The following is a 19,233-nucleotide window of genomic DNA, read 5'->3' on the forward strand; positions in this document are numbered from 1 at the left end:
TAATTATTGTCTCAGGTTTTGGTACTTAAGCACACGACGGGCCAGTACCGTACAAAAAGAACAAGACACAAGATGAATGCCTGAGTCATCGCAATACATATGATCACTCCACTCCAACCCCATATCGCAAATACGTAAGCGGCGAGACTTGCACCAAGAGCGCCGCCCAGATAGTAGAAAGAGAGGTATATTCCGGTTGCCACCCCGGCGGGCACGAGGCGGGAGTTGTTTAACAGTTGAGTCGTCACTGTCTGGAACATGTAGGTTCCCGCGGCGAACAGCGCAACGCCAATAATAATGGACATGCCGGTTTCGCCGATAATCCAAAGCGAAACCCAGATCAACAAAATTAGTGAAGCGGTGATTACCGCTTCGGTCGCGTAGCGTCGGAAAAAACGCGCGCCAAGAACGAAAAACAGGGCTGGTAGGCATGCCAGATAGAGCGTTCCAATCCGCTCGGAATCCCAAAAATAGGGCTCTTGAGACAGCCAGAGACCAAGTACCGTGAAGACCGCACTTTGTGTGAAGAGCAACGCAAATCCCGCAAGATATGCAACGAGCAGCGTGCTGTCGGAAAACGCTCGTTTCGCATATGCCATTGGGGATTGATGCCGCTCCAGGCCGCCCGCTGATTCAGCACCGGACGCATTCAGCAAAAAGTGAATGGCTATTGCAGACAGCGCCATGAGGCATGCGGAGCTTAGGAACCCCAGCTCCCAGCCGATTGCATCAACGGACCAGCCAGGATACAACCGGCTGAAGGTGCTGCCCACAATCGTTCCGGTCACGTACAGTGGCACGAAACGCCCTGGTTGAGTTGAGACCAGGTTCATGGTTGATGTCAAAAGAAATGGAATGACAACGCCCTGAGCAAACCGAACAACGAAAAGCAAATATTGATTTGTAGTCCATGCGATCGAGGCATTAAATGCCGCTAATGCCAGGAAACCAAATACCAGGACCGTTGAAGCATTGGAGTGTCTTGTCGCTGCGCCAGTTATCGGTGCAGTGATCATCATTCCCAGAAGCGATGCCATGTTTAACCAACCCGCTTCCGTAACGGTTGTTCCGAACCGGTCTGCCAACTGGGGAAACAATGCCTGCAGTTGGTACAGGTTAAAAAATGAGCCGATCGAACCGATCATCAAGGCGGTACGCATTGCTTACTCCGTCGCGCTGGAACGGAACAAGCTACTCACGAGCAGAGCAAAACTGAATGTCGGATTTGATATCGCAGTGATACATGACCTGACAGAGTGCCCGGGCAGGAATCCGAGAATTCTCACCTCAAAGGAGGGATGAAATGGTCGAGCTAAAACAGATCAAGCACTTTGTTGCAGTTGCAGAGGAGCTTAACTTCCGGAAAGCTGCCGAACGATTGCATATTACCCAGCCGCCGCTGAGCCAAAGCATCAAAAAGCTGGAGGACACATTGGACGTTACACTTTTTGAGCGAAGCACCCGGGGCGTGCACCTCACGAAGGCAGGCGAAGCCTTTCTTGGGGAAAGCCTGAAAATACTCGGTGCAGCCCACCGAAGCGTCAATGTTGCGCGGCAAGCTGCATACGGTGAGGTAGGCACATTGCGGGTCGGTTATTCGGCAAGCGCCATCTTCTCCAAAACACTCACTTCAGCCCTGGCTGATTTACTCTCAGATCGCCCGATGCTCAATCTGGAGTTACACGAAGGGAATGCCCTCTTTCATATCGCTTCGCTGAAAGCTGGCAAGCTTGATGCTGCGGTTCTCCGCGCAGATCTGGACGAAGACGCCCTGTCTGGCTTATCAGTTTCCAGGTTAGGAAATGAGCCGCTGTTTGTGATTCTGAACCCGGGCCACAGGCTACAGGAAAAATCATCAATCAGTTTCAGGGAGCTCGCTGGAGAGCGACTTTTGCTTCAACCGGCAACCCAAAGAACGTTCCTGAGGCGGCAAGTGGAATCATTAGCCGACAAAACAGGAGTTTCTCTCAGTCGTATTTTGGAGGTGCCAGATATCGGAAGCACACTGTGCTTTGTTGGGGCGGGCATTGGGATCACGATCCTCCCTTCCAGCGTCGCGTCAATGGCTCAAGGGCTAATTACTGTGCCGCTTACCGACGAGGGCTTCTCTCAACCCCTAATACTCGCATACAAGGCGGGCAACCCGCTGAGTAATCAGCTCAAAAATTTCGTCAACTCGCATTAGCCCAAAGGATTCTGCAAGAATTAACCACTCTTACGCCAACCGCAAGTGCCTTGTCTGCAACAATGCCATAGACCAAGCACTAAAATGCGTTTTTGGTGCTGGTACACACCAGAAAAAGACGCGATTGCGACTGTCTCTAAATGTGCCGTTTCACGAGTTGAAGAACCCGAAAGATGTGGCCCCTGATGTAACGAACCTCGGGCGCTGATTGGACAGTCTGAACAGAGCGCCGGCAATTGGGACGAAACTAATGGTTTGGAGCACTTTCCAATCGCTACACATACCTATCTGATTTGGATAACTGATGCCCCATTCCATAAGTTTGCAAAAGGCGGCTCCTGGAGATGGCTGTCCCCCCTGCGTTATTAATCTGGATAAGTTGCCGCTGGAATCCCAGTGCGTAACTTCTGCAATTTCACAGCTGAATCGGTAAGGTCAAGATATTGCAGCGAGTTCCCGGCATTCGGCTTTGGTTAATGCCGAAAGCCTCCCATGAATCGTTTTTCGACTTGCTCAAAGAAGAGGGGACAAAACGGATCAAACTGCCTGTAAAGAAATAAAATAAATTTAGATATAAAACAACGACTTATTTGTATTTAATTGGATACTTTTCGATATTTTTGAGTGTTTTACTTCCCAATACAAAACGACCCGAAAATTTTGCCAAGCAATTCATCCGGCGTGATGTGTCCGGTAATCTCCCCCAGAGCATCCTGGGCTGCCCTCAGATCCTCTGCCAGTAACTCTCCGGCACCGTAGCCTTCCAGTTGTGCCTGGCCCTGAAGGAGGAAGCTGTGTGCCTGTTCCAGGGCATCCAGGTGCCGGCGCCGGGCGAGAAAACCGCCTTCCGTAGTACTGGCAAAGCCCATGCACTGTTTCAGGTGATCCCGAAGCGTATCCAGACCTTCAGCAGACTTTGCCGCAAGTCGTATAACCGGCGCCTGATCCGATGGCACGTCTGTAAGCCCCGGGGTTTCGCCACTGAGATCCACTTTATTACGGATCACCGTCACGGGAGCCGCCTCGGGTAGCTGGTCGATGAAGTCCGGCCAGATTTCATGGGGCGTGGTTTTGTCTGTGGTGGTGGCATCAACGATGAGCAGTATGCGATCTGCCTGACGTATTTCTTCCCAGGCTCGGGCAATGCCGATCTGTTCAACTTCGTCCGGGCTGTCCCGCAGACCCGCCGTATCAATTATATGCAGGGGCATGCCGTCAATGTGGATATGTTCGCGCAACACATCCCGGGTGGTCCCTTCAATGGCGGTAACGATAGCCGCATCCCGGCCGGCCAGGGCATTAAGCAAGCTGGATTTACCGGCGTTCGGGCGTCCGGCAATCACCACTTTCATGCCATCGCGAAGAATGGTCCCCTGCTGGGCTTCTGCCAGGATTACCTGCAGTTGTTCCAGCAGCTCCTGCAAATCCGCGGCAACTTTGCCGTCAGCCAGAAAATCGATTTCCTCTTCCGGAAAATCGATCGCGGCTTCTACGTAAATGCGCAGATGCGTGACGGCTTCCACAAGCGACTCGATGCGCTGGGAAAACACCCCTTGCATGGAGCGTACGGCACAGCGGGCCGCCTGCTCTGAGCTGCTTTCAATCAGATCAGCAATGGCTTCAGCCTGTGCCAGGTCCAGCTTATCATTGAGAAAGGCACGCTCCGAGAACTCACCAGGGCGGGCCAGCCTGGCACCAAGCTGGCAGACTTCCCGCAACAGCAAATCGAGGATCACTGTGCCTCCGTGACCCTGGAGCTCAAACACATCTTCGCCGGTAAACGAGTGCGGGTTGGGGAAAAACAGACCAATGCCTTCGTCAATCAGAGCACCGGCCTGATCCAGAAAGGCACCGTAGTGCGCATATCTGGGCCTTGGTTCCAGACCCAGCATGGTGGTGGCAATGTGCTTTGCCAGTGGCCCGGATACCCGAATAATCCCGACCCCCGCCTGGCCAGGCGCCGTTGCGATGGCCGCAATGGTATCAGGCGCACTGAATGTTCCGGAACTATGGCTCATAAATTCTGCCTCTCACACAACCACTTTATCCACGGCTAAAAGAGTAAAGGCTCCTTAGAGGAGCCTTTACTGAGGGATTAACCTGCCACCGGGTCAACTCTTTTTGGTGGCCATTTCTGCTTCTATCTTACGGGTAATGTACCACTGCTGAGCAATGGAGAGAATGTTGTTTACCAGCCAGTACAGCACCAGACCCGCCGGGAACCAGAGGAAGAAGAAGGTAAATACCACGGGCATCAGCTTCATGATCTTGGCCTGCATCGGATCCGGCGGCGTCGGGTTCAGGCTCATTTGCAACAGCATACTTGCGCCCATAAGAATCGGCAGTATGAAGTAAGGGTCCATGACCGAGAGGTCATGTATCCAGAGAAAGAACGGCGCATGACGCAACTGCACACTTTCGAACAGAACCCAATACAGGGAAATGAACACAGGCATCTGTACCAGAATAGGCAGGCACCCGCCCAACGGGTTGATTTTTTCCTTTTTGTACAGAGCCATCATTTCCTGGGACATACGCTGGCGGTCATCGCCATACAGCTCTTTTAGCCGATTCAACTGCGGCGCAACGGCGCGCATACGTCCCATCGAGCGATAACTGGTTGCTGACAGTTTGAAAAAGACGCCCTTAACCAGAACCGTCAGCAGGATGATAGCGACACCCCAGTTGCCTACCAGGCTATGGAACCAGTCCAGAATGAGGAACAGCGGCAGTGAGATGAAGAAAAGCCAGCCAAAATCTACCGTACGGTCAAGATTAGGAGCAACGGTTTCCAGACGATCTATAATCTTGGGACCAACATAGGCGCGGGCTCCCACTTCCGTAGTCGCTCCGGGCTCGACGGTCGTCGACGGGTAAACAAAGCCCATCACGTGCAGAGATCCCCGACGTGTGGTCTGAAATTGTGCGGGCTGCTCTTTATCCGGTACCAGGGCGGTCAGGAAGTAGTGTTGCAAGAACGCCATCCAGCCATTGGTAACGGTTTTATTGATGCGCTTGTCTTCCAGATCACCAAAATCGAATTTGTTATAGGGGTCTTCCGGCGTGCTGGTTACCAGGCCCAGAAACGCTTTTATGCCTACTTTTGGCCCGGAAGAAGGATCCGGAGCCTGGTCGCGAACAATTTTACCGGTAAAGTTCGCCTGCCAGTTTGCATCGGAACGGTTATCAATCAGATAGCGGATGTCGATTTCATAGCTGTCACGGGCAAACTGATACCGTTTGGTGATTCGGACACCGGTTTCTGTGGTGTGCACCAGATCTACGGTCAGCTCATCGTCACCTTCGCGCAGCTGATAACTATCAGCGTCTGTTTCGTATACCGGAGCCTGTCCGTTTTTAGCACTGTCAGGTCCGTTCTGCCCGATAAGTCCGCTTTCCAGTACGTAGTAGCGATTCTCTGTGTTATTCAGAAGCGTCAGATTTTGTTCACTGTTGAGTGACTTGTCGTAGTCAAGCAGCTCACTGCGAACCAGATTGCCGCTTACACGGTCAATGACCAGATCCAGAACGTCTGTGCGGACGCTTATATACTGGTTCTCTATGTTGGTATCCGTCTTGTCGGAGCTGACAACAGGCTGGCCATTATCCGGCACAGAAAACTCTTCATCAGCACGGCTATTGCCAGTAGCCGGGGATTGTGAAGCATCACCCGGAGCCACCATCGCGTCTGTGTTGTCAGACGCATTTCCGGATGCCACCTGTCCGGACTCAGCTACCTGCTCCGTAGGAACCGGCTGGTGATAATCTTCGTTCCAGGCAAGCACCATCATGTAACTGACAATGGCCAGGCCGGCAAATAGTACGATGCGTTGAATATCCATAGAGTTACTGTCTGGTCTGGGTTGTTATCGGGGATTTGTCGGCCCGTGCTTGAGTGGTGTCAGGCACCGGATCATAGCCACCTTCAGCCCATGGATGACATCTCAGCAGGCGCTTTACGGAAAGGTAAATACCTTTCAGGGAGCCGTGTTGCGTAATTGCCTCCACTGCATACTGGGAACAGGTCGGATAATGACGGCAGTGACTGGCCATTAGCGGGCTGATGGCGTACTGGTAAAAGCGGATGGGAAGAAGAAGCAACTTGCGCATTAACCTGTTCCCTCACCGGCAGATACAGTGTCTGCTGGCCGAGATGGCGGTAGCTGATGGTATTTTTTAACCAGTCGTTGCCAAAGGCTGTTCAGTGAGGTCCGGATTGACTGATTATCCAGAACTGCAAGTCCCTGGCGTCCAAGAACGATGATGTCCATTCCTGGAAGATCTGGCTGGTGACGGAAAGTTTCCCGTACCTGGCGTTTTACCCGGTTTCGCTGGACGGCTAACTTCAGGTTCTTTTTCGCAAAAATGAGACCAATCCTGGCGTGACCGAGATTATTCGGCGTTGCCAGGATCAGAAAGTTTCTGTGCGGAACCTTCAGTTGTACGTCATTGAAGACTTTTCCGTAATCCACAGGCCGTAGCAGGCGATGGGATTTTGGGAAACTTAAAGCCTTCATGAGGCGAACGACTGATTACGCAGACAGACGTGCACGACCTTTCGCACGACGACGGGAAATAACCTTGCGGCCGTTGGCGGTTGCCATACGGGCACGGAATCCGTGGTTGCGCTTACGCTTCAGGACGCTTGGTTGAAACGTTCTTTTCATGGTGACGATCTCACAATTCGTGTGTTGGGTGTCCGGAAGTTGGCTGAGTAATTATTAGCCAAAACAGGAGCGGCATTCTATGCAAATTCTTTCCTGGATTCAACGTTTATCGGTAGGGGCTTATGCCAATGCTGTTTTCTGTGAGCATCGGCAATGGGTGCCGGGTGATGTGCAGTGTATGAGATAACAGTAGTAACTAGTCTCTTTAGTATTCTTTAAAGAATTCTATTACTACTGTTATTACACACCGGGTTTTCTGTGGAAAAGCGTAATTAAGTTCATATAATCAGACAATTACGACATTTATAAGGCTCAGGAAAAGTGTGGATGAGCCCTGTGGATGAAGCCATAACGGTTTGTGGATAAGTGGGTGTGCAATGAACCTCTCAAGTTATCCACTGGTAGAGGTAAGGGTTACACACAGGGTTCGAGTCGGGTTCTGCACATGGATTTGTGGGTAACTTTCAGAACTTATTTTTCTGTACACAACCGTGTATATAAGTCTGTAAGAATTTGATCTTTAAGTATATAGATTTCCACAGGGTGTTTATGAGCAGGGCCAGGCTCTTTGTACTGTCGGAGTTGGCGGGTTAGAATCAGCGGTCATCTTTCAGAATCAGACGTTGTGCGTCCGGTTCGGGAATTTTATGGGTTATCGGGAGCAGACGGTCGTGCCGAACAGTATGTGGCATCAGTGTCTTGAGGTACTCCGGGACGAGTTTCCCGCACAGCAGTTCAATACCTGGCTGAGACCCCTGCAGTCTGACCAGAGGGAAGGACAGCTTATACTGTTCGCTCCCAACCGGTTTGTTATGGACTGGGTTAATGAGAAGTATCTCAGACGAATAGAGGAAGTTCTCAAAGACCTGAATGGTGGCCAGGCGCCAAGAGTGGGGATGAAAGTCGGCTCGGCGCCGAGGGAAAGCGATCCGGTTGAGCGTTCCGAGCAGGCCCCGGAAGGCCCTCGCCCGAAAGGGGAAGAAGAGGCCGGAGGCCGGGTTACGGAAGAAGAAAAAGGCGTTGCGGCAACCGTCGGCGGGAACCGCGCTACGGCAAACAAGGCGCAAAAACCGCCTGCGACTCGCCGGTCGGTCCAGGTAGAAGGCGACATCAAGCACCAGAGCTTTCTTAACGAAGGCTTTACCTTTGATACGTTTGTAGAGGGCAAGTCCAACCAGCTTGCCCGGGCGGCGTCCATGCAGGTGGCGGAGAACCCCGGTGGGGCCTATAATCCGTTGTTTTTGTATGGCGGTGTAGGCTTGGGTAAAACCCACCTGATGCATGCTATCGGCAATGAGATTGTGCGGCGTAACCCCGGAGCGAAGGTTGCGTATCTGCGTTCCGAGCGCTTTGTTGCCGACATGGTAAAGGCGCTGCAGCTTAACGCCATCAACGAGTTCAAGCGGTATTATCGGTCAGTGGATGCGTTGCTGATTGATGACATTCAGTTTTTTGCGCGCAAAGAGCGATCACAGGAAGAGTTTTTCCACACATTTAATGCGTTGCTGGAAGGCGGACAACAGGTGATTGTGACCTGTGACCGGTTTCCGAAAGAAATCGTGGATATGGAAGAACGGCTCAAGTCCCGTTTTGGCTGGGGGCTGACGGTAATGGTTGAACCACCGGAGCTGGAAACCCGGGTCGCTATTCTGATGAAAAAAGCCGAGCAGACCAATGTCAAACTCAGCAGTGAGGCTGCTTTTTTTATTGCGCAGAAAATACGGTCAAACGTCAGAGAGCTGGAGGGTGCGCTGCGTTTGGTGATAGCGAATGCTCACTTCACCGGGTCAGAGATTACGCCGCCTTTCATCCGCGAAAGTCTGAAGGATTTGCTGGCGCTGCATGAAAAGCAGGTAAGTATAGATAACATTCAGCGTACGGTAGCGGAATACTATAAAATCAAGGTAGCAGATCTGCATTCAAAGAGACGGACCCGAGTGGTGACCCGGCCCAGACAAGTGGCCATGTCGCTGGCGAAAGAACTGACCAACCATAGCCTGCCGGAAATCGGTGAGGCATTTGGCGGGCGTGATCACACAACCGTTTTACACGCGTGTAAGAAAATCGTGGAACTGCAGGAGACGGATCCGGGCATCCGCGAAGACTATCAGAACTTTATGAGATTGCTGACCAGCTGAATCCTGCACCGGTTTCCTGGGTATTCCGGAGTTGTGTGAAAGCAATCAGGCAACAACATTCATCCTTCCAACAACAGAAAGCTGAGTGACATGAAACTGACGATCAGCCGTGAATCCCTGCTCACACCCTTGCAAAGCATTGCCGGTGTGGTTGAAAAAAAACAGACCATGCCAGTACTGTCCAACGTACTCCTGGTCGCTGAAGAAAACACCCTGGTCCTGACCGGGACTAATATGGAAGTTGAGCTGGTGGGCCGGGTTACACCTGTGCATATTGATCAGCCCGGGCGCATAACGGTACCCGCCCGTAAGCTGTCCGACATTTGCCGGGCCTTAGGGGATGAAGCCCCAATCGATCTGGTATTGGAAGGCGATCGATTGCATCTGAGCAGTGGCGCCAGTCATTTTACGCTGTCTACCTTGCCTGCAGAGCATTTTCCCAATGTGGAAGATGAAGCGGAGAGTTTCCGGCTGGAACTGCCTCAGAAAGAACTCCGGCGTATGTTCGATGCCACCGCCTTCGCGATGGCGCAGCAGGATGTTCGTTACTACCTGAATGGTTTGCTGCTGGAGGTTGATAAAGGCCATATACGCACGATAGCAACGGATGGTCACCGTCTGGCAATGGCGCATGTAGAGCTGGACACCGGGTGTGATGAGGTCCGTCAGGTGATTGTACCGCGCAAAGGGGTACTGGAGCTTTCCCGGTTGCTGGATGATGTGGAAACCCCGGTTACTCTGGTTATTGGTGATAACCATCTGCGCGCAACCGTGGGATCTTATACCTTCACCTCCAAGCTCATTGAAGGCAAATTCCCGGATTATAACCGGGTCATCCCCCGTGGCGGCGATAAAGTGGTTCTGGCGGACCGGGCAACGCTCAAAAACACCTTACAGAGGGCTGGTATTCTCTCCCATGAGAATATCCGTGGCGTGCGCCTTAACCTGGCGACCAATGAACTTCAGGTGTTTGCCAATAACCCTGACCAGGAACAGGCTGAAGATGCCGTATCCGTCGATTATCAGGGAGAGGCCCTGCAAATCGGTTTTAATGTGGGCTATCTTGTGGATGTAATGAACGCTCTGGACGATGACCAGGTGAAAATTACCCTCTCCAACCCTAACAGCAGCGCACTGATTGAATCCCAGACGGATGATCGCTGCCTTTATGTTGTTATGCCGATGAGGCTATAGGAGAAGACCGATGGGCACCTTAGCGAATGGCATCAAGGGCGCATTCAGAATCGGACAAACCCTGTCGGTACTTGGCCGGACCGGGGTTAAATGGGTCGGGGGTGAACGCCCCCCTGCCCCGCAGCTTCTGCGTGAGACGTTCGAGTCACTGGGTGCAACCTACATCAAGCTGGGCCAGTTTATCGCCAGTTCGCCCACCTTCTTTCCAAAAGAGTATGTTGAAGAGTTTCAGTATTGCCTGGACCGTACCCCCAGCTTGCCGTTTGGCGTTATCAAGCGAATCATCCGGGAAGAACTGGGCCAGCCTGTAGACCAGGTGTTCTCCGAGATTGACCCTGTTGCTTTAGCATCTGCCTCGATTGCGCAGGTACACGCCGCCCGGCTGGTTACCGGCGAAGACGTCGTAATCAAGGTACAAAAGCCCGGTGTTGAAAACATCCTGCTGACCGACCTGAATTTTCTGTACGCATCGGCCCGGATTCTGGAGGTTTTGGCACCAAAGCTGTCCTGGACGTCCCTCTCGGGGATTGTGGAAGAAATTCAGCGCACCATGATGGAAGAGTGTGATTTCATCAAAGAGGCGAACAACCTCAAGGTATTCCGGACTTTCCTGCACGATACCCATAACCAGGATGCCGCCGTTCCCCGGGTCTATGAACATTGCAGCACCCGCCGGATACTTACCATGGAACGCTTCTATGGGGTACCGCTAACCGATCTGGAAAGTATCCGGGGCTACGCCAAAGATCCTGAACGTACGCTGATCACGGCGATGAATACCTGGTTTGCCAGCCTTACCCAATGTGAGTTTTTTCATGCGGATGTGCACGCCGGTAACCTGATGGTTCTCGAAGATGGACGCGTCGGCTTTATCGACTTCGGGATTGTCGGAAGGATACGGCCGGACACCTGGCAGGCGGTCAGTGATTTCATCTCCGCTGTCATGGTCGGTAACTTTGAAGGCATGGCGGACGCAATGATTCGCATTGGCGTGACGCGGCAAGCCGTAAAGACGGACGAACTGGCAGCCGATCTGCAAAAGCTGTATCAGACGATGGATACAATGGTTCCCGATGATGTGCCCTATCAGGCGGAGCAGGCAGAGGACGATGTTAATAATATTCTTATGGAAATGGTCAGGGTCGGCGAAAGCCATGGTCTCCACTTTCCCCGGGAATTTGCACTGCTCCTGAAACAGTTCCTGTATTTTGACCGGTATGTACACATCCTGGCACCTGAAATGGATATGTTCATGGATGATCGTCTGAGCTTGCTGCACTGAAGTCAGTCGCCTTCAGCACTCAGATTTTGTACACTGAGGCAGTTGTCCACGCCGTGTGCGGGGCGCTGCCTTTTTTCATGGATACAGTCCATTTCTCTTGCTGCCGCGACGAGCTGTCCTTTCTATGGCGCTGGTAAAGCTTCATACCGAGTTTTTTCGCAATCTTAACTTCACGGAACCTGTTTCTTTTTCGCCGTCGTTCAATCTGATCTATGGTGCTAATGGCAGTGGCAAAACCAGCATACTCGAAGCCATCGGTTATCTTGGGTTAGGCCGATCGTTCCGGGTTAACCGGCACCAGGCCGTTGTTCAGCATGGCGAACATAAGCTGACGGTTTTTGGTGGTTTGGACCACGGGTTTGATGGTTTACAGAACCGGCGCTCAGAAAACCCACTGGCCCATCGTCTGGGAATTTCCCGGGATGTATCCCGTAAAGAAACAATCCTTCGCGTGGATGGCGAAAGTGTACGAAGTCTCTCGTCGCTGGCCATGCATCTGCCGGTCTCAGTAATTGACCCCGGGGTGTTCGACATTGTCGCGGGGGGGCCTGGTAAGCGCCGACAGTTTCTCGACTGGGCAGTGTTCCACGTGGAACCTTCCTTTGCAGCCGGCTGGCAGCAGTGTCAGAGAGTGATATCGCAGCGGAATCAAACGCTCAGAAATGGTAGAATGGACGAATCCCTGCTGCGTATCTGGGACGCACAGTACGCAACATTGAGTGAACAAGTGAGCACTGCCCGGGAAACGACATTTGAGGGTTTCAAGCGTGCGTTTTTCAGCCTGGTTCACAAAGTGGATATGAGTTGGGCAGATAAACTGAAACTCGAGTTCTATCCAGGCTGGGATACCACTCAGTCGTTGACGGATGTCCTCTTAAGGCACCGGGAACAGGAAAAGCGCATGGGGCATACGTTATATGGCCCCAATCGCGCAGATATCCGGATCCGGTTTCAAGGGCGGCCAGTCGCGGAGACATTTTCCCGCGGCCAGCAAAAAACCTTAGTGATACTGATGAAGATTGCCCAGAGTGTGGTGTTGAATGAACTGGGCAAACAGGTCAGTTTTTTGGTCGATGATATTAACGCCGAACTGGACGAGAGCCACAGGTCCATGCTGGCTCAGAAATTACAGGAACTGGGCTGCCAGGTGTTTGTAACCTCAATAGAGCACCCGGATCCGGATGTGTTGTGGAAAGGTAACTCCACACCTGAATATCGAATGTTCCACGTGGAACATGGAAAATTGAAGGAAGAATAAAACCGGCTTGAGTTAAACGCCGGCCCTTACGCTTCAGGAGTTTTTTAATGAGTGAATCGAACTACAATTCTGCCAGTATCAAGGTCCTGAAGGGGCTGGATGCGGTGCGAAAACGGCCAGGGATGTATATTGGTGATACGGACGACGGCACCGGCCTGCACCACATGGTGTTTGAACTGGTAGACAACTCCATTGATGAAGCTCTGGCAGGTTACTGCTCTGAGATAGGCATCATTATTCACCCGGACGAGTCAGTAACGGTCCAGGATAATGGCCGCGGCATTCCTGTGGATATTCATGAGGAAGAAGGCGTATCAGCGGCCGAAGTGATCATGACGGTACTCCACGCCGGAGGTAAGTTTGACTCCAACTCCTACAAGGTGTCCGGTGGTCTCCACGGTGTCGGTATTTCAGTGGTCAACGCCTTGTCCTCTACCCTTACGTTAACCATACGCCGTGATGGCAAGGTCTATGAGCAGGTTTATAACCATGGGGTGCCCAAGGGACCGCTTTCGGTTGTGGGTGATACAGAAGCTTCAGGTACCCGGGTGCACTTCATACCATCGCAGGAAACCTTTACCCAGATAGAGTTTCAGTATGAGGTTCTGGCAAAACGCATCCGTGAGCTGGCCTTCCTTAACAGTGGCGTGCGCATCCGTCTGACCGATGAGCGCAGCGGTAAAGAAGAGATATTCGAGTACGAAGGTGGTCTGAGGGCATTTGTTGAGCACCTCAATACCAGCAAAGCACCGATTAACCGCGTATTCCACTTTAACCATGAACGTGAAGATGACGGCATTGCGGTTGAAGTGGCCATGCAGTGGAATGATGCCTTTCAGGAAAATATCTACTGCTTCACCAATAATATCCCTCAGCGTGACGGCGGTACCCACATGGCTGGTTTCCGTGCCGCGCTCACACGCTCACTGAATAACTACATTGAGCAGGAAGGGCTGGGGAAAAGGGCCAAAGTAAACACCTCGGGAGACGACGCGCGGGAAGGTCTGACAGCCATCGTCAGTGTCAAAGTGCCGGACCCCAAGTTTTCGTCACAGACCAAAGACAAGTTGGTGTCCTCGGAAGTAAAAACGGCCGTGGAGCAGGAGCTGTACCAGCATTTTGCAGATTACCTGCAGGAACAGCCCAACGAAGCCAAGCTTATTGTTAACAAGATGATTGAGGCAGCCAGAGCCAGGGAAGCCGCACGTAAGGCACGGGATATGACCCGTCGTAAGGGCGCGCTCGATATTGCCGGTCTTCCGGGCAAACTGGCGGATTGCCAGGAGAAGGACCCTGCCCTCTCCGAACTGTATATAGTGGAGGGTGACTCAGCCGGTGGAAGCGCCAAACAGGGCCGTGACCGAAAAACCCAGGCGATTCTGCCGTTGAAGGGCAAGATTCTGAACGTGGAAAAAGCGCGTTTTGATAAGATGTTGTCGTCTGCCGAAGTGGGAACGCTGATTACCGCCCTGGGGTGTGGAATTGGCCGGGAAGAATTTGATCCGGACAAACTCCGTTATCACTCCATCATCATCATGACGGACGCAGACGTGGATGGCTCCCACATCCGGACGTTGCTGCTGACTTTCCTGTTCCGTCAGATGCGGGAAATTATTGAACGTGGCCATGTGTTCATCGCCATGCCGCCACTGTACAAGGTTAAACGGGGTAAGCAGGAACAGTATCTGAAGGATGAGAAGGCAAAAGATGCCTACCTGACTCAGCTCTCACTGGAAGGTGCGCAGCTTTATGTGAATCCGGAAGCGCCCCCCATCAAAGATTCTGCCCTGGAAACTATGGTCAAGGATTATCAGGCCGTGATGGCGATGATTGAACGCCTGTCCCGTGCGTATCCGGCCAGAGTACTGGAGCAAATGCTTCAGAACGATACGCTGACAGCAGAGCACCTGAAGGACGAGGAAACGGTTGCGGCCTGGGCAGCACGCCTGGGTGACGGCCTGGATATTGATACCCGTACTGGTACCAAATACACCTTTTCGGTTGCCAGGGATAATGAACGCGGCCTTTTCCTTCCCAGAGTGACTGTATATGTGCACGGTATCCCTTATGAGCATATATTTGGCCACGACTTCTTCGAATCGCCGTCTTACAGCGCCATTGCACAGCTTGGTGAGACCCTGAACGGGCTTATTGAAGAAGGTGCCTATGTACAGCGTGGTGAACGTAAACAGACTGTGTTGTCATTTGAAGGAGCTCTGGACTGGCTGATGAAAGAGGCCCAGAGAGGGCTGAATATTCAGCGTTATAAGGGGCTGGGCGAGATGAACCCGGAACAGCTGTGGGAAACCACCATGGACCCTGACAGTCGTCGCATGATGAAAGTGAAAATTGAGGATGCCATTGCGGCTGACCAGGTTTTCACAACCCTGATGGGCGATGATGTTGAGCCGCGTAGAGACTTTATCCAGACCCATGCGCTGGAGGTGCATAACCTGGATATCTGATCGGATCAGAAACTCTCAAGGACAACAAAAAAGGCCAGAGAAATTATTCTCTGGCCTTTTCTTTTTCTGCCAGGTGCGGTGCCACCACTTCATCCAGTGTGTAACCGGTGAGACGTCGGATGGTCCGCCACAGATAGTAAAAAATGAGCAGCATCATCACCATGGAAGGGATAGCAATCATCGGATAACTCACCAGCGTCATTTTCCCCAGCTCTTCATTAAAAGCCTGAGTACCGGACGGGCTGACCACAATCCAGCGCGCCAGAACATAGTTCATTATGGATGAAAACAGGAAGGTGCCCGCAAAAAAGTAGCTGGCTTTTAACAAACGGTTATCAAATTCCTCTATGTGGCCTTTTTCAGCCAGCGTATAGTGAATTTTTTCGATATCCAGCACCCTCGGGTTGTAAAGCAGTGTCCGCACCAAAGGGTATTTAGTACGTGTCGACGCCAGCACAGCCAGCCCGATAATGGCGGGGATTGCTGCCTCCTTTATGGCCAGCCAGAAGGCATCCAGTTCAAGTAGGCCAATCCCGCCTGTCAGGCCCACACTTATCAAACCGAGTACCGCGATAAAGTTCTTTTTGCGGTAGCGAACCAGTTCAAATAACCCCCACCCCAGCGGGAATGCCAGCCCAATCAGGAGTGCATTCACGCTACCAAGGTGTTGGTCACCACTGAATTTCATCAGGATGACTGAAGGGATAATAATGCTGACCAGAAGGTCGACCCAGGGCCTGGGTCTGTGGTCGGGTATGGATGTGCGATCGGGTGTAGTCATAACTCTGCCTGGTTAATGGTACGGCTGGGCTCAGTATACGATGAAAGCCACAAAAAAGCCGAACCCGGAGGCTCGGCTTGAGTCGCGAAAATACACCTCCAGGTGTCAGGCACCGACCTCTTTAAGGCATTCCTCAACAATGGCCAGACCTTCCTCGAGAACCTCATCCTCGATGGTAACGGGCATCAGGAAGCGCAGGCTGTTGCCGTACATACCGCAACTGAGCAAAATCAGACTCTTCTCTTTTGCCTTTTTGGTCATCGCTGCGGCCAGTTCGGGCATGGGTTTGCGATTGTCCTTACTTTCAACAAACTCAAATGCCGCCATGGATCCGAAGCAGCGAACGTTGTCCACATGGGTGAACTGTTCCTGCCACTGCGTAAACCGCGCATTCAGCTTTTCACCCAAACGCTGGCTCTGCCCCAGAATGTCTTCTTCCTTGAATACATCAAACACGGCCAGTGCAGCTGCACACGCAGCCGGGTTACCCGTGTAGGTACCGCCCAGTGAGTTGGGGCCTGAGGCGTCCATGTGTTTGTCGGTTCCGATAATCGCCGAGATGGGCATACCATCTGCCATACTCTTGGCTACGGTTATAATATCCGGTTCAACATCACTGTGTTCAATGGCAAACATCTTGCCGGTCCGCCCAAACCCGCACTGGACCTCATCCACAATCAAGAGGATGCCGTTTTCATCGCATATTTCGCGAAGTTTTTTGAGGAAACTCGTAGGGGCCGGATAGAAGCCACCCTCCCCGAGTACCGTTTCCAGCACAATGGCTGCGGTATCCTTTGCGGGTGAATCGGCTTTCATGGTCATCATCAGCCCACGAATGGCCTCATCTTCGCTCACCCCATGATAAGGCACAGGATACGGGGCACGGTAAACCGTTCCCGGCATAGGGCCGAAATCCGTCTGGTAAGGTGCTGCCTTGCCGTTCATGGCCATCGTCATGAAGGTACGACCGTGGAAGGCGCCATCAAAACAGATAACATTGGTGCGGCCGGTCGCAGCCCGGGCAATCTTGATTGCGTTCTCCAGTGCCTCCGCCCCGGAGTTAGCCAGCATGACTTTGGCATGCCCTTTTACCGGAGCCACTTCGCTTAGTTTCTGTGCCAGATTTACATAGCCCTCATAGGGCATCACGGTCTGGCAGGTATGCATCAGTTTATCGAGTTGCGCTTTGATCGCCGCGACCACTTTCGGGTGCCGGTGACCAACATTGAGAACACCAATGCCCCCGGCAAAATCAATCATGCGATTGCCATCGGCATCCCAGAGCTCGGCGTTGGTTGCATGGTCGGCAAACTGTTCGTTAGGGCTTGCCACACCCGCTGCAACATAGCGTTCTTTCAAGGCTTGTAACTCTCTATTGCTCACGGTGCCATTCTCCCTGTTTATCTGATTTATCTGTCTCCTTACCCAGTGTAGGTAGTAGCTCGGCCGGACACAAACCGGGGGCTGGAATATTATTCCGGTGGCTCACGGAACTGCAGTGCGGCAAGGCGACGGTAGAGTTCGTTTTCCTGAATCAGTGTGTCGTGGCTGCCAACGGCTAATAAACGCCCCTGATCCAGAACGGCGATGCGGTCAGCATCCCTTACTGTGGCCAGCCGGTGGGCAATAACCAGTGTGGTGCGGCCAGCTGTGAGTGCCGGCATGGCTTGTTGTATCAGGCTCTCGCTCTCTGCATCCAGCGCACTGGTGGCTTCATCCAGCAGCAACACGGGTGCATCAGCCAGTAACGCCCGGGCAATTGCCAGGCGTTGTTTCTGTCCTCCGGAAAGCCCGAGCCCGGCATCTCCCAACCGGGTCAGGTAACCTTCGGGCAGCTTCTCGATAAACTCATGGGCATGGGCAATACGGGCCGCCTTTTCAACATCGGCCTGACTGGCCTCGGGACGAGCGTAGCGTATGTTGTCTGCTAGGGTGCCATGGAACAGCGCTGGGTTTTGTGGCACCAGTGCAAAGCAGCCTCGTAACGCATTCAGGGATACACTGGCGGTATCTGTATGATCAATATGAATACGGCCACTGTCGGGCTGGTAAAAGTGCATAAGGAGATCGAATAACGTGGATTTTCCGGCGCCAGACGGCCCGACCAGTGCCAGGGTTTCGCCAGCATGAATGTTCAGCGAAATATCGGTTAGCGCCGGAGTGCTGCTGCGCCCGGGGTAGCTGAAATTCAGGTTCTTAATGGTAATATGGCCGGCCACCGGCTCGGGAAATTCACTGGCCAGCTCCGGAGGCCGCGCAAACGCGGGCCTGGTCTGTAACAGCTCGAATAGCCGTGCGGCAGAGCCGGCAGCCCGTTGCAGTTCCCCAATCACCTCGCTGATGGCGCCCGCGGCCACGCCCACCAGCAAGCTGTAAAAGACAAAGGCCGCCAGTTCACCGGGAGTGATGCGACCCTCTATCACATCCAGGCCCCCAATCCAGATGACGATGCCCACCGCCCCCATTACCAGAGAGATCACCAGAGTGGTCAGCCAGGCCCGCTGTTTAATACGCTCGCGGGCAATGTTGAAGGCACGTTCGGAAATGTCTGCAAAAAAACGCCGGTCATGGGGCTGATGGTTAAAGGCCTGTACAGTTTTAATCTGCGTGAGGTTTTCGCCGACGTAGCTGCCGACATCCGCCACCCGGTCCTGACTGAGTCGGGACAGTTTTCGTACCCGTCGGCCAAAAAACAGAATGGGCACAATAACCAGAGGGAACCCGAGCATGATAATCCCGGCCAGCCTGGCATTGGTCACGAACAGCAACAGCAGACCACCCACCAGCATAAGCGCATTACGTAAGGCAATAGACACAGTGGAGCCGATCACCGATTGCAGAACCGTGGTGTCCGCGGTAAAGCGGGACTGTATTTCCAGTGCGCGGTTTTGTTCGAAGAATCCGGGGTGAAGGTCAATCAGATGGTTGAATACCTGTTTACGGATATCAGCCACGACCCTTTCGCCAATCCAGGACACCAGATAAAAACGGGCGAAAGATCCGAAGGCCAGGCCCAGAACCAGAATGAAAAACAGCCCCATGGCGCGAGCCAGATCGCCGGAGGACTGTGTCGCCAGGCCCTGATCGACGAGAATCCGAAGACCCTGGCCCAGTCCAAGGGTAATGCCTGCTGTAATAACCAGTGCCACCAGAGCACCCGCAACAGCCTTACGGTAGGGGCGAATGAATCCGATGACCAGTTTCAGGGCCTGCCGGTGACGCGTGTTAATGGTGTGCCTCCAGATATTGAGCTGCTGAAAAAA

The 19,233-nt window shown here is 52.8% G+C and carries 15 protein-coding genes; 6 read left to right on the top strand and 9 right to left on the bottom strand.

Annotated features, from left to right (window positions below; all coding sequences use genetic code 11):
- Positions 1 to 11: 11 nt before the first annotated feature.
- Entirely contained in the window at positions 12 to 1,160 is a 1,149-nt protein-coding gene (locus tag FFI95_RS03270; protein ID WP_144820962.1) for an MFS transporter, read from the bottom strand.
- A gap of 143 nt (positions 1,161 to 1,303) precedes the next feature.
- Between FFI95_RS03270 and FFI95_RS03275 the strand changes: the two genes are divergently transcribed.
- Positions 1,304 to 2,185, top strand: a complete 882-nt coding sequence (locus FFI95_RS03275) for a LysR family transcriptional regulator (RefSeq protein WP_144820963.1) — start codon at positions 1,304 to 1,306, stop codon at positions 2,183 to 2,185.
- Positions 2,186 to 2,814: 629 nt separating this feature from the next.
- Here FFI95_RS03275 and mnmE read toward each other — a convergent pair.
- The 5 genes from mnmE to rpmH form a co-directional block, all read right to left on the bottom strand.
- Entirely contained in the window at positions 2,815 to 4,203 is a 1,389-nt protein-coding gene (gene mnmE / locus FFI95_RS03280; protein WP_144820964.1) for a tRNA uridine-5-carboxymethylaminomethyl(34) synthesis GTPase MnmE, read from the bottom strand.
- A gap of 93 nt (positions 4,204 to 4,296) precedes the next feature.
- Complete coding sequence (yidC, locus tag FFI95_RS03285; protein WP_144820965.1) at positions 4,297 to 6,027, bottom strand: membrane protein insertase YidC; 1,731 nt, start codon at positions 6,025 to 6,027, stop codon at positions 4,297 to 4,299.
- A gap of 4 nt (positions 6,028 to 6,031) precedes the next feature.
- Positions 6,032 to 6,295 (bottom strand): membrane protein insertion efficiency factor YidD, encoded by a 264-nt coding sequence (yidD, locus tag FFI95_RS03290; protein ID WP_144820966.1) that lies wholly within the window; start codon positions 6,293 to 6,295, stop codon positions 6,032 to 6,034.
- Positions 6,295 to 6,702 carry a ribonuclease P protein component gene (gene rnpA, locus FFI95_RS03295; protein WP_144820967.1) on the bottom strand — a complete coding sequence of 136 codons (408 nt, stop codon included), beginning with the start codon at positions 6,700 to 6,702 and terminating at the stop codon, positions 6,295 to 6,297. The genes yidD and rnpA overlap by 1 nt, the downstream gene beginning before the upstream one ends.
- 15 nt (positions 6,703 to 6,717) lie before the next feature.
- Positions 6,718 to 6,852, bottom strand: coding sequence for a 50S ribosomal protein L34 (gene rpmH / locus FFI95_RS03300; RefSeq protein WP_144820968.1), 135 nt, complete (start codon positions 6,850 to 6,852; stop codon positions 6,718 to 6,720).
- A 683-nt stretch (positions 6,853 to 7,535) separates the two neighbouring features.
- Here rpmH and dnaA point away from each other — a divergent pair.
- From dnaA to gyrB, 5 genes are all read left to right on the top strand, one after another.
- The gene (gene dnaA, locus FFI95_RS03305) at positions 7,536 to 8,990 is read left to right on the top strand and encodes a chromosomal replication initiator protein DnaA (RefSeq protein WP_425463053.1); all 1,455 of its coding nucleotides are present in this window, start codon (positions 7,536 to 7,538) and stop codon (positions 8,988 to 8,990) included.
- A gap of 90 nt (positions 8,991 to 9,080) precedes the next feature.
- Entirely contained in the window at positions 9,081 to 10,184 is a 1,104-nt protein-coding gene (gene dnaN, locus FFI95_RS03310) for a DNA polymerase III subunit beta (protein WP_144820970.1), read from the top strand.
- Between the two features lie 10 nt (positions 10,185 to 10,194).
- Positions 10,195 to 11,466 (top strand): ABC1 kinase family protein, encoded by a 1,272-nt coding sequence (locus FFI95_RS03315; RefSeq protein ID WP_144820971.1) that lies wholly within the window; start codon positions 10,195 to 10,197, stop codon positions 11,464 to 11,466.
- Between the two features lie 124 nt (positions 11,467 to 11,590).
- On the top strand, positions 11,591 to 12,724 hold the full coding sequence (gene recF, locus FFI95_RS03320) for a DNA replication/repair protein RecF (RefSeq protein WP_144820972.1): 1,134 nt from the start codon (positions 11,591 to 11,593) through the stop codon (positions 12,722 to 12,724).
- Positions 12,725 to 12,771: 47 nt separating this feature from the next.
- Positions 12,772 to 15,189, top strand: a complete 2,418-nt coding sequence (gyrB, locus tag FFI95_RS03325; protein ID WP_144820973.1) for a DNA topoisomerase (ATP-hydrolyzing) subunit B — start codon at positions 12,772 to 12,774, stop codon at positions 15,187 to 15,189.
- 43 nt (positions 15,190 to 15,232) lie between these two features.
- Here gyrB and FFI95_RS03330 read toward each other — a convergent pair whose 3' ends face one another.
- The 3 genes from FFI95_RS03330 to FFI95_RS03340 all read right to left on the bottom strand — a co-directional run bounded on the left by FFI95_RS03330 (position 15,233) and on the right by FFI95_RS03340 (position 19,176).
- On the bottom strand, positions 15,233 to 15,970 hold the full coding sequence (locus FFI95_RS03330) for a VC0807 family protein (RefSeq protein ID WP_144820974.1): 738 nt from the start codon (positions 15,968 to 15,970) through the stop codon (positions 15,233 to 15,235).
- A gap of 105 nt (positions 15,971 to 16,075) precedes the next feature.
- A complete protein-coding gene (gene gabT, locus FFI95_RS03335) occupies positions 16,076 to 17,353 on the bottom strand; it encodes a 4-aminobutyrate--2-oxoglutarate transaminase (protein WP_144820975.1) in 1,278 nt (425 codons plus the stop codon).
- Between the two features lie 89 nt (positions 17,354 to 17,442).
- Positions 17,443 to 19,176, bottom strand: coding sequence for an ABC transporter transmembrane domain-containing protein (locus tag FFI95_RS03340; protein ID WP_144821441.1), 1,734 nt, complete (start codon positions 19,174 to 19,176; stop codon positions 17,443 to 17,445).
- Positions 19,177 to 19,233 lie beyond the last annotated feature (57 nt).

It is taken from the genome of Marinobacter piscis (assembly GCF_007671655.1).
In the GTDB taxonomy this organism is placed as follows: domain Bacteria; phylum Pseudomonadota; class Gammaproteobacteria; order Pseudomonadales; family Oleiphilaceae; genus Marinobacter; species Marinobacter piscensis.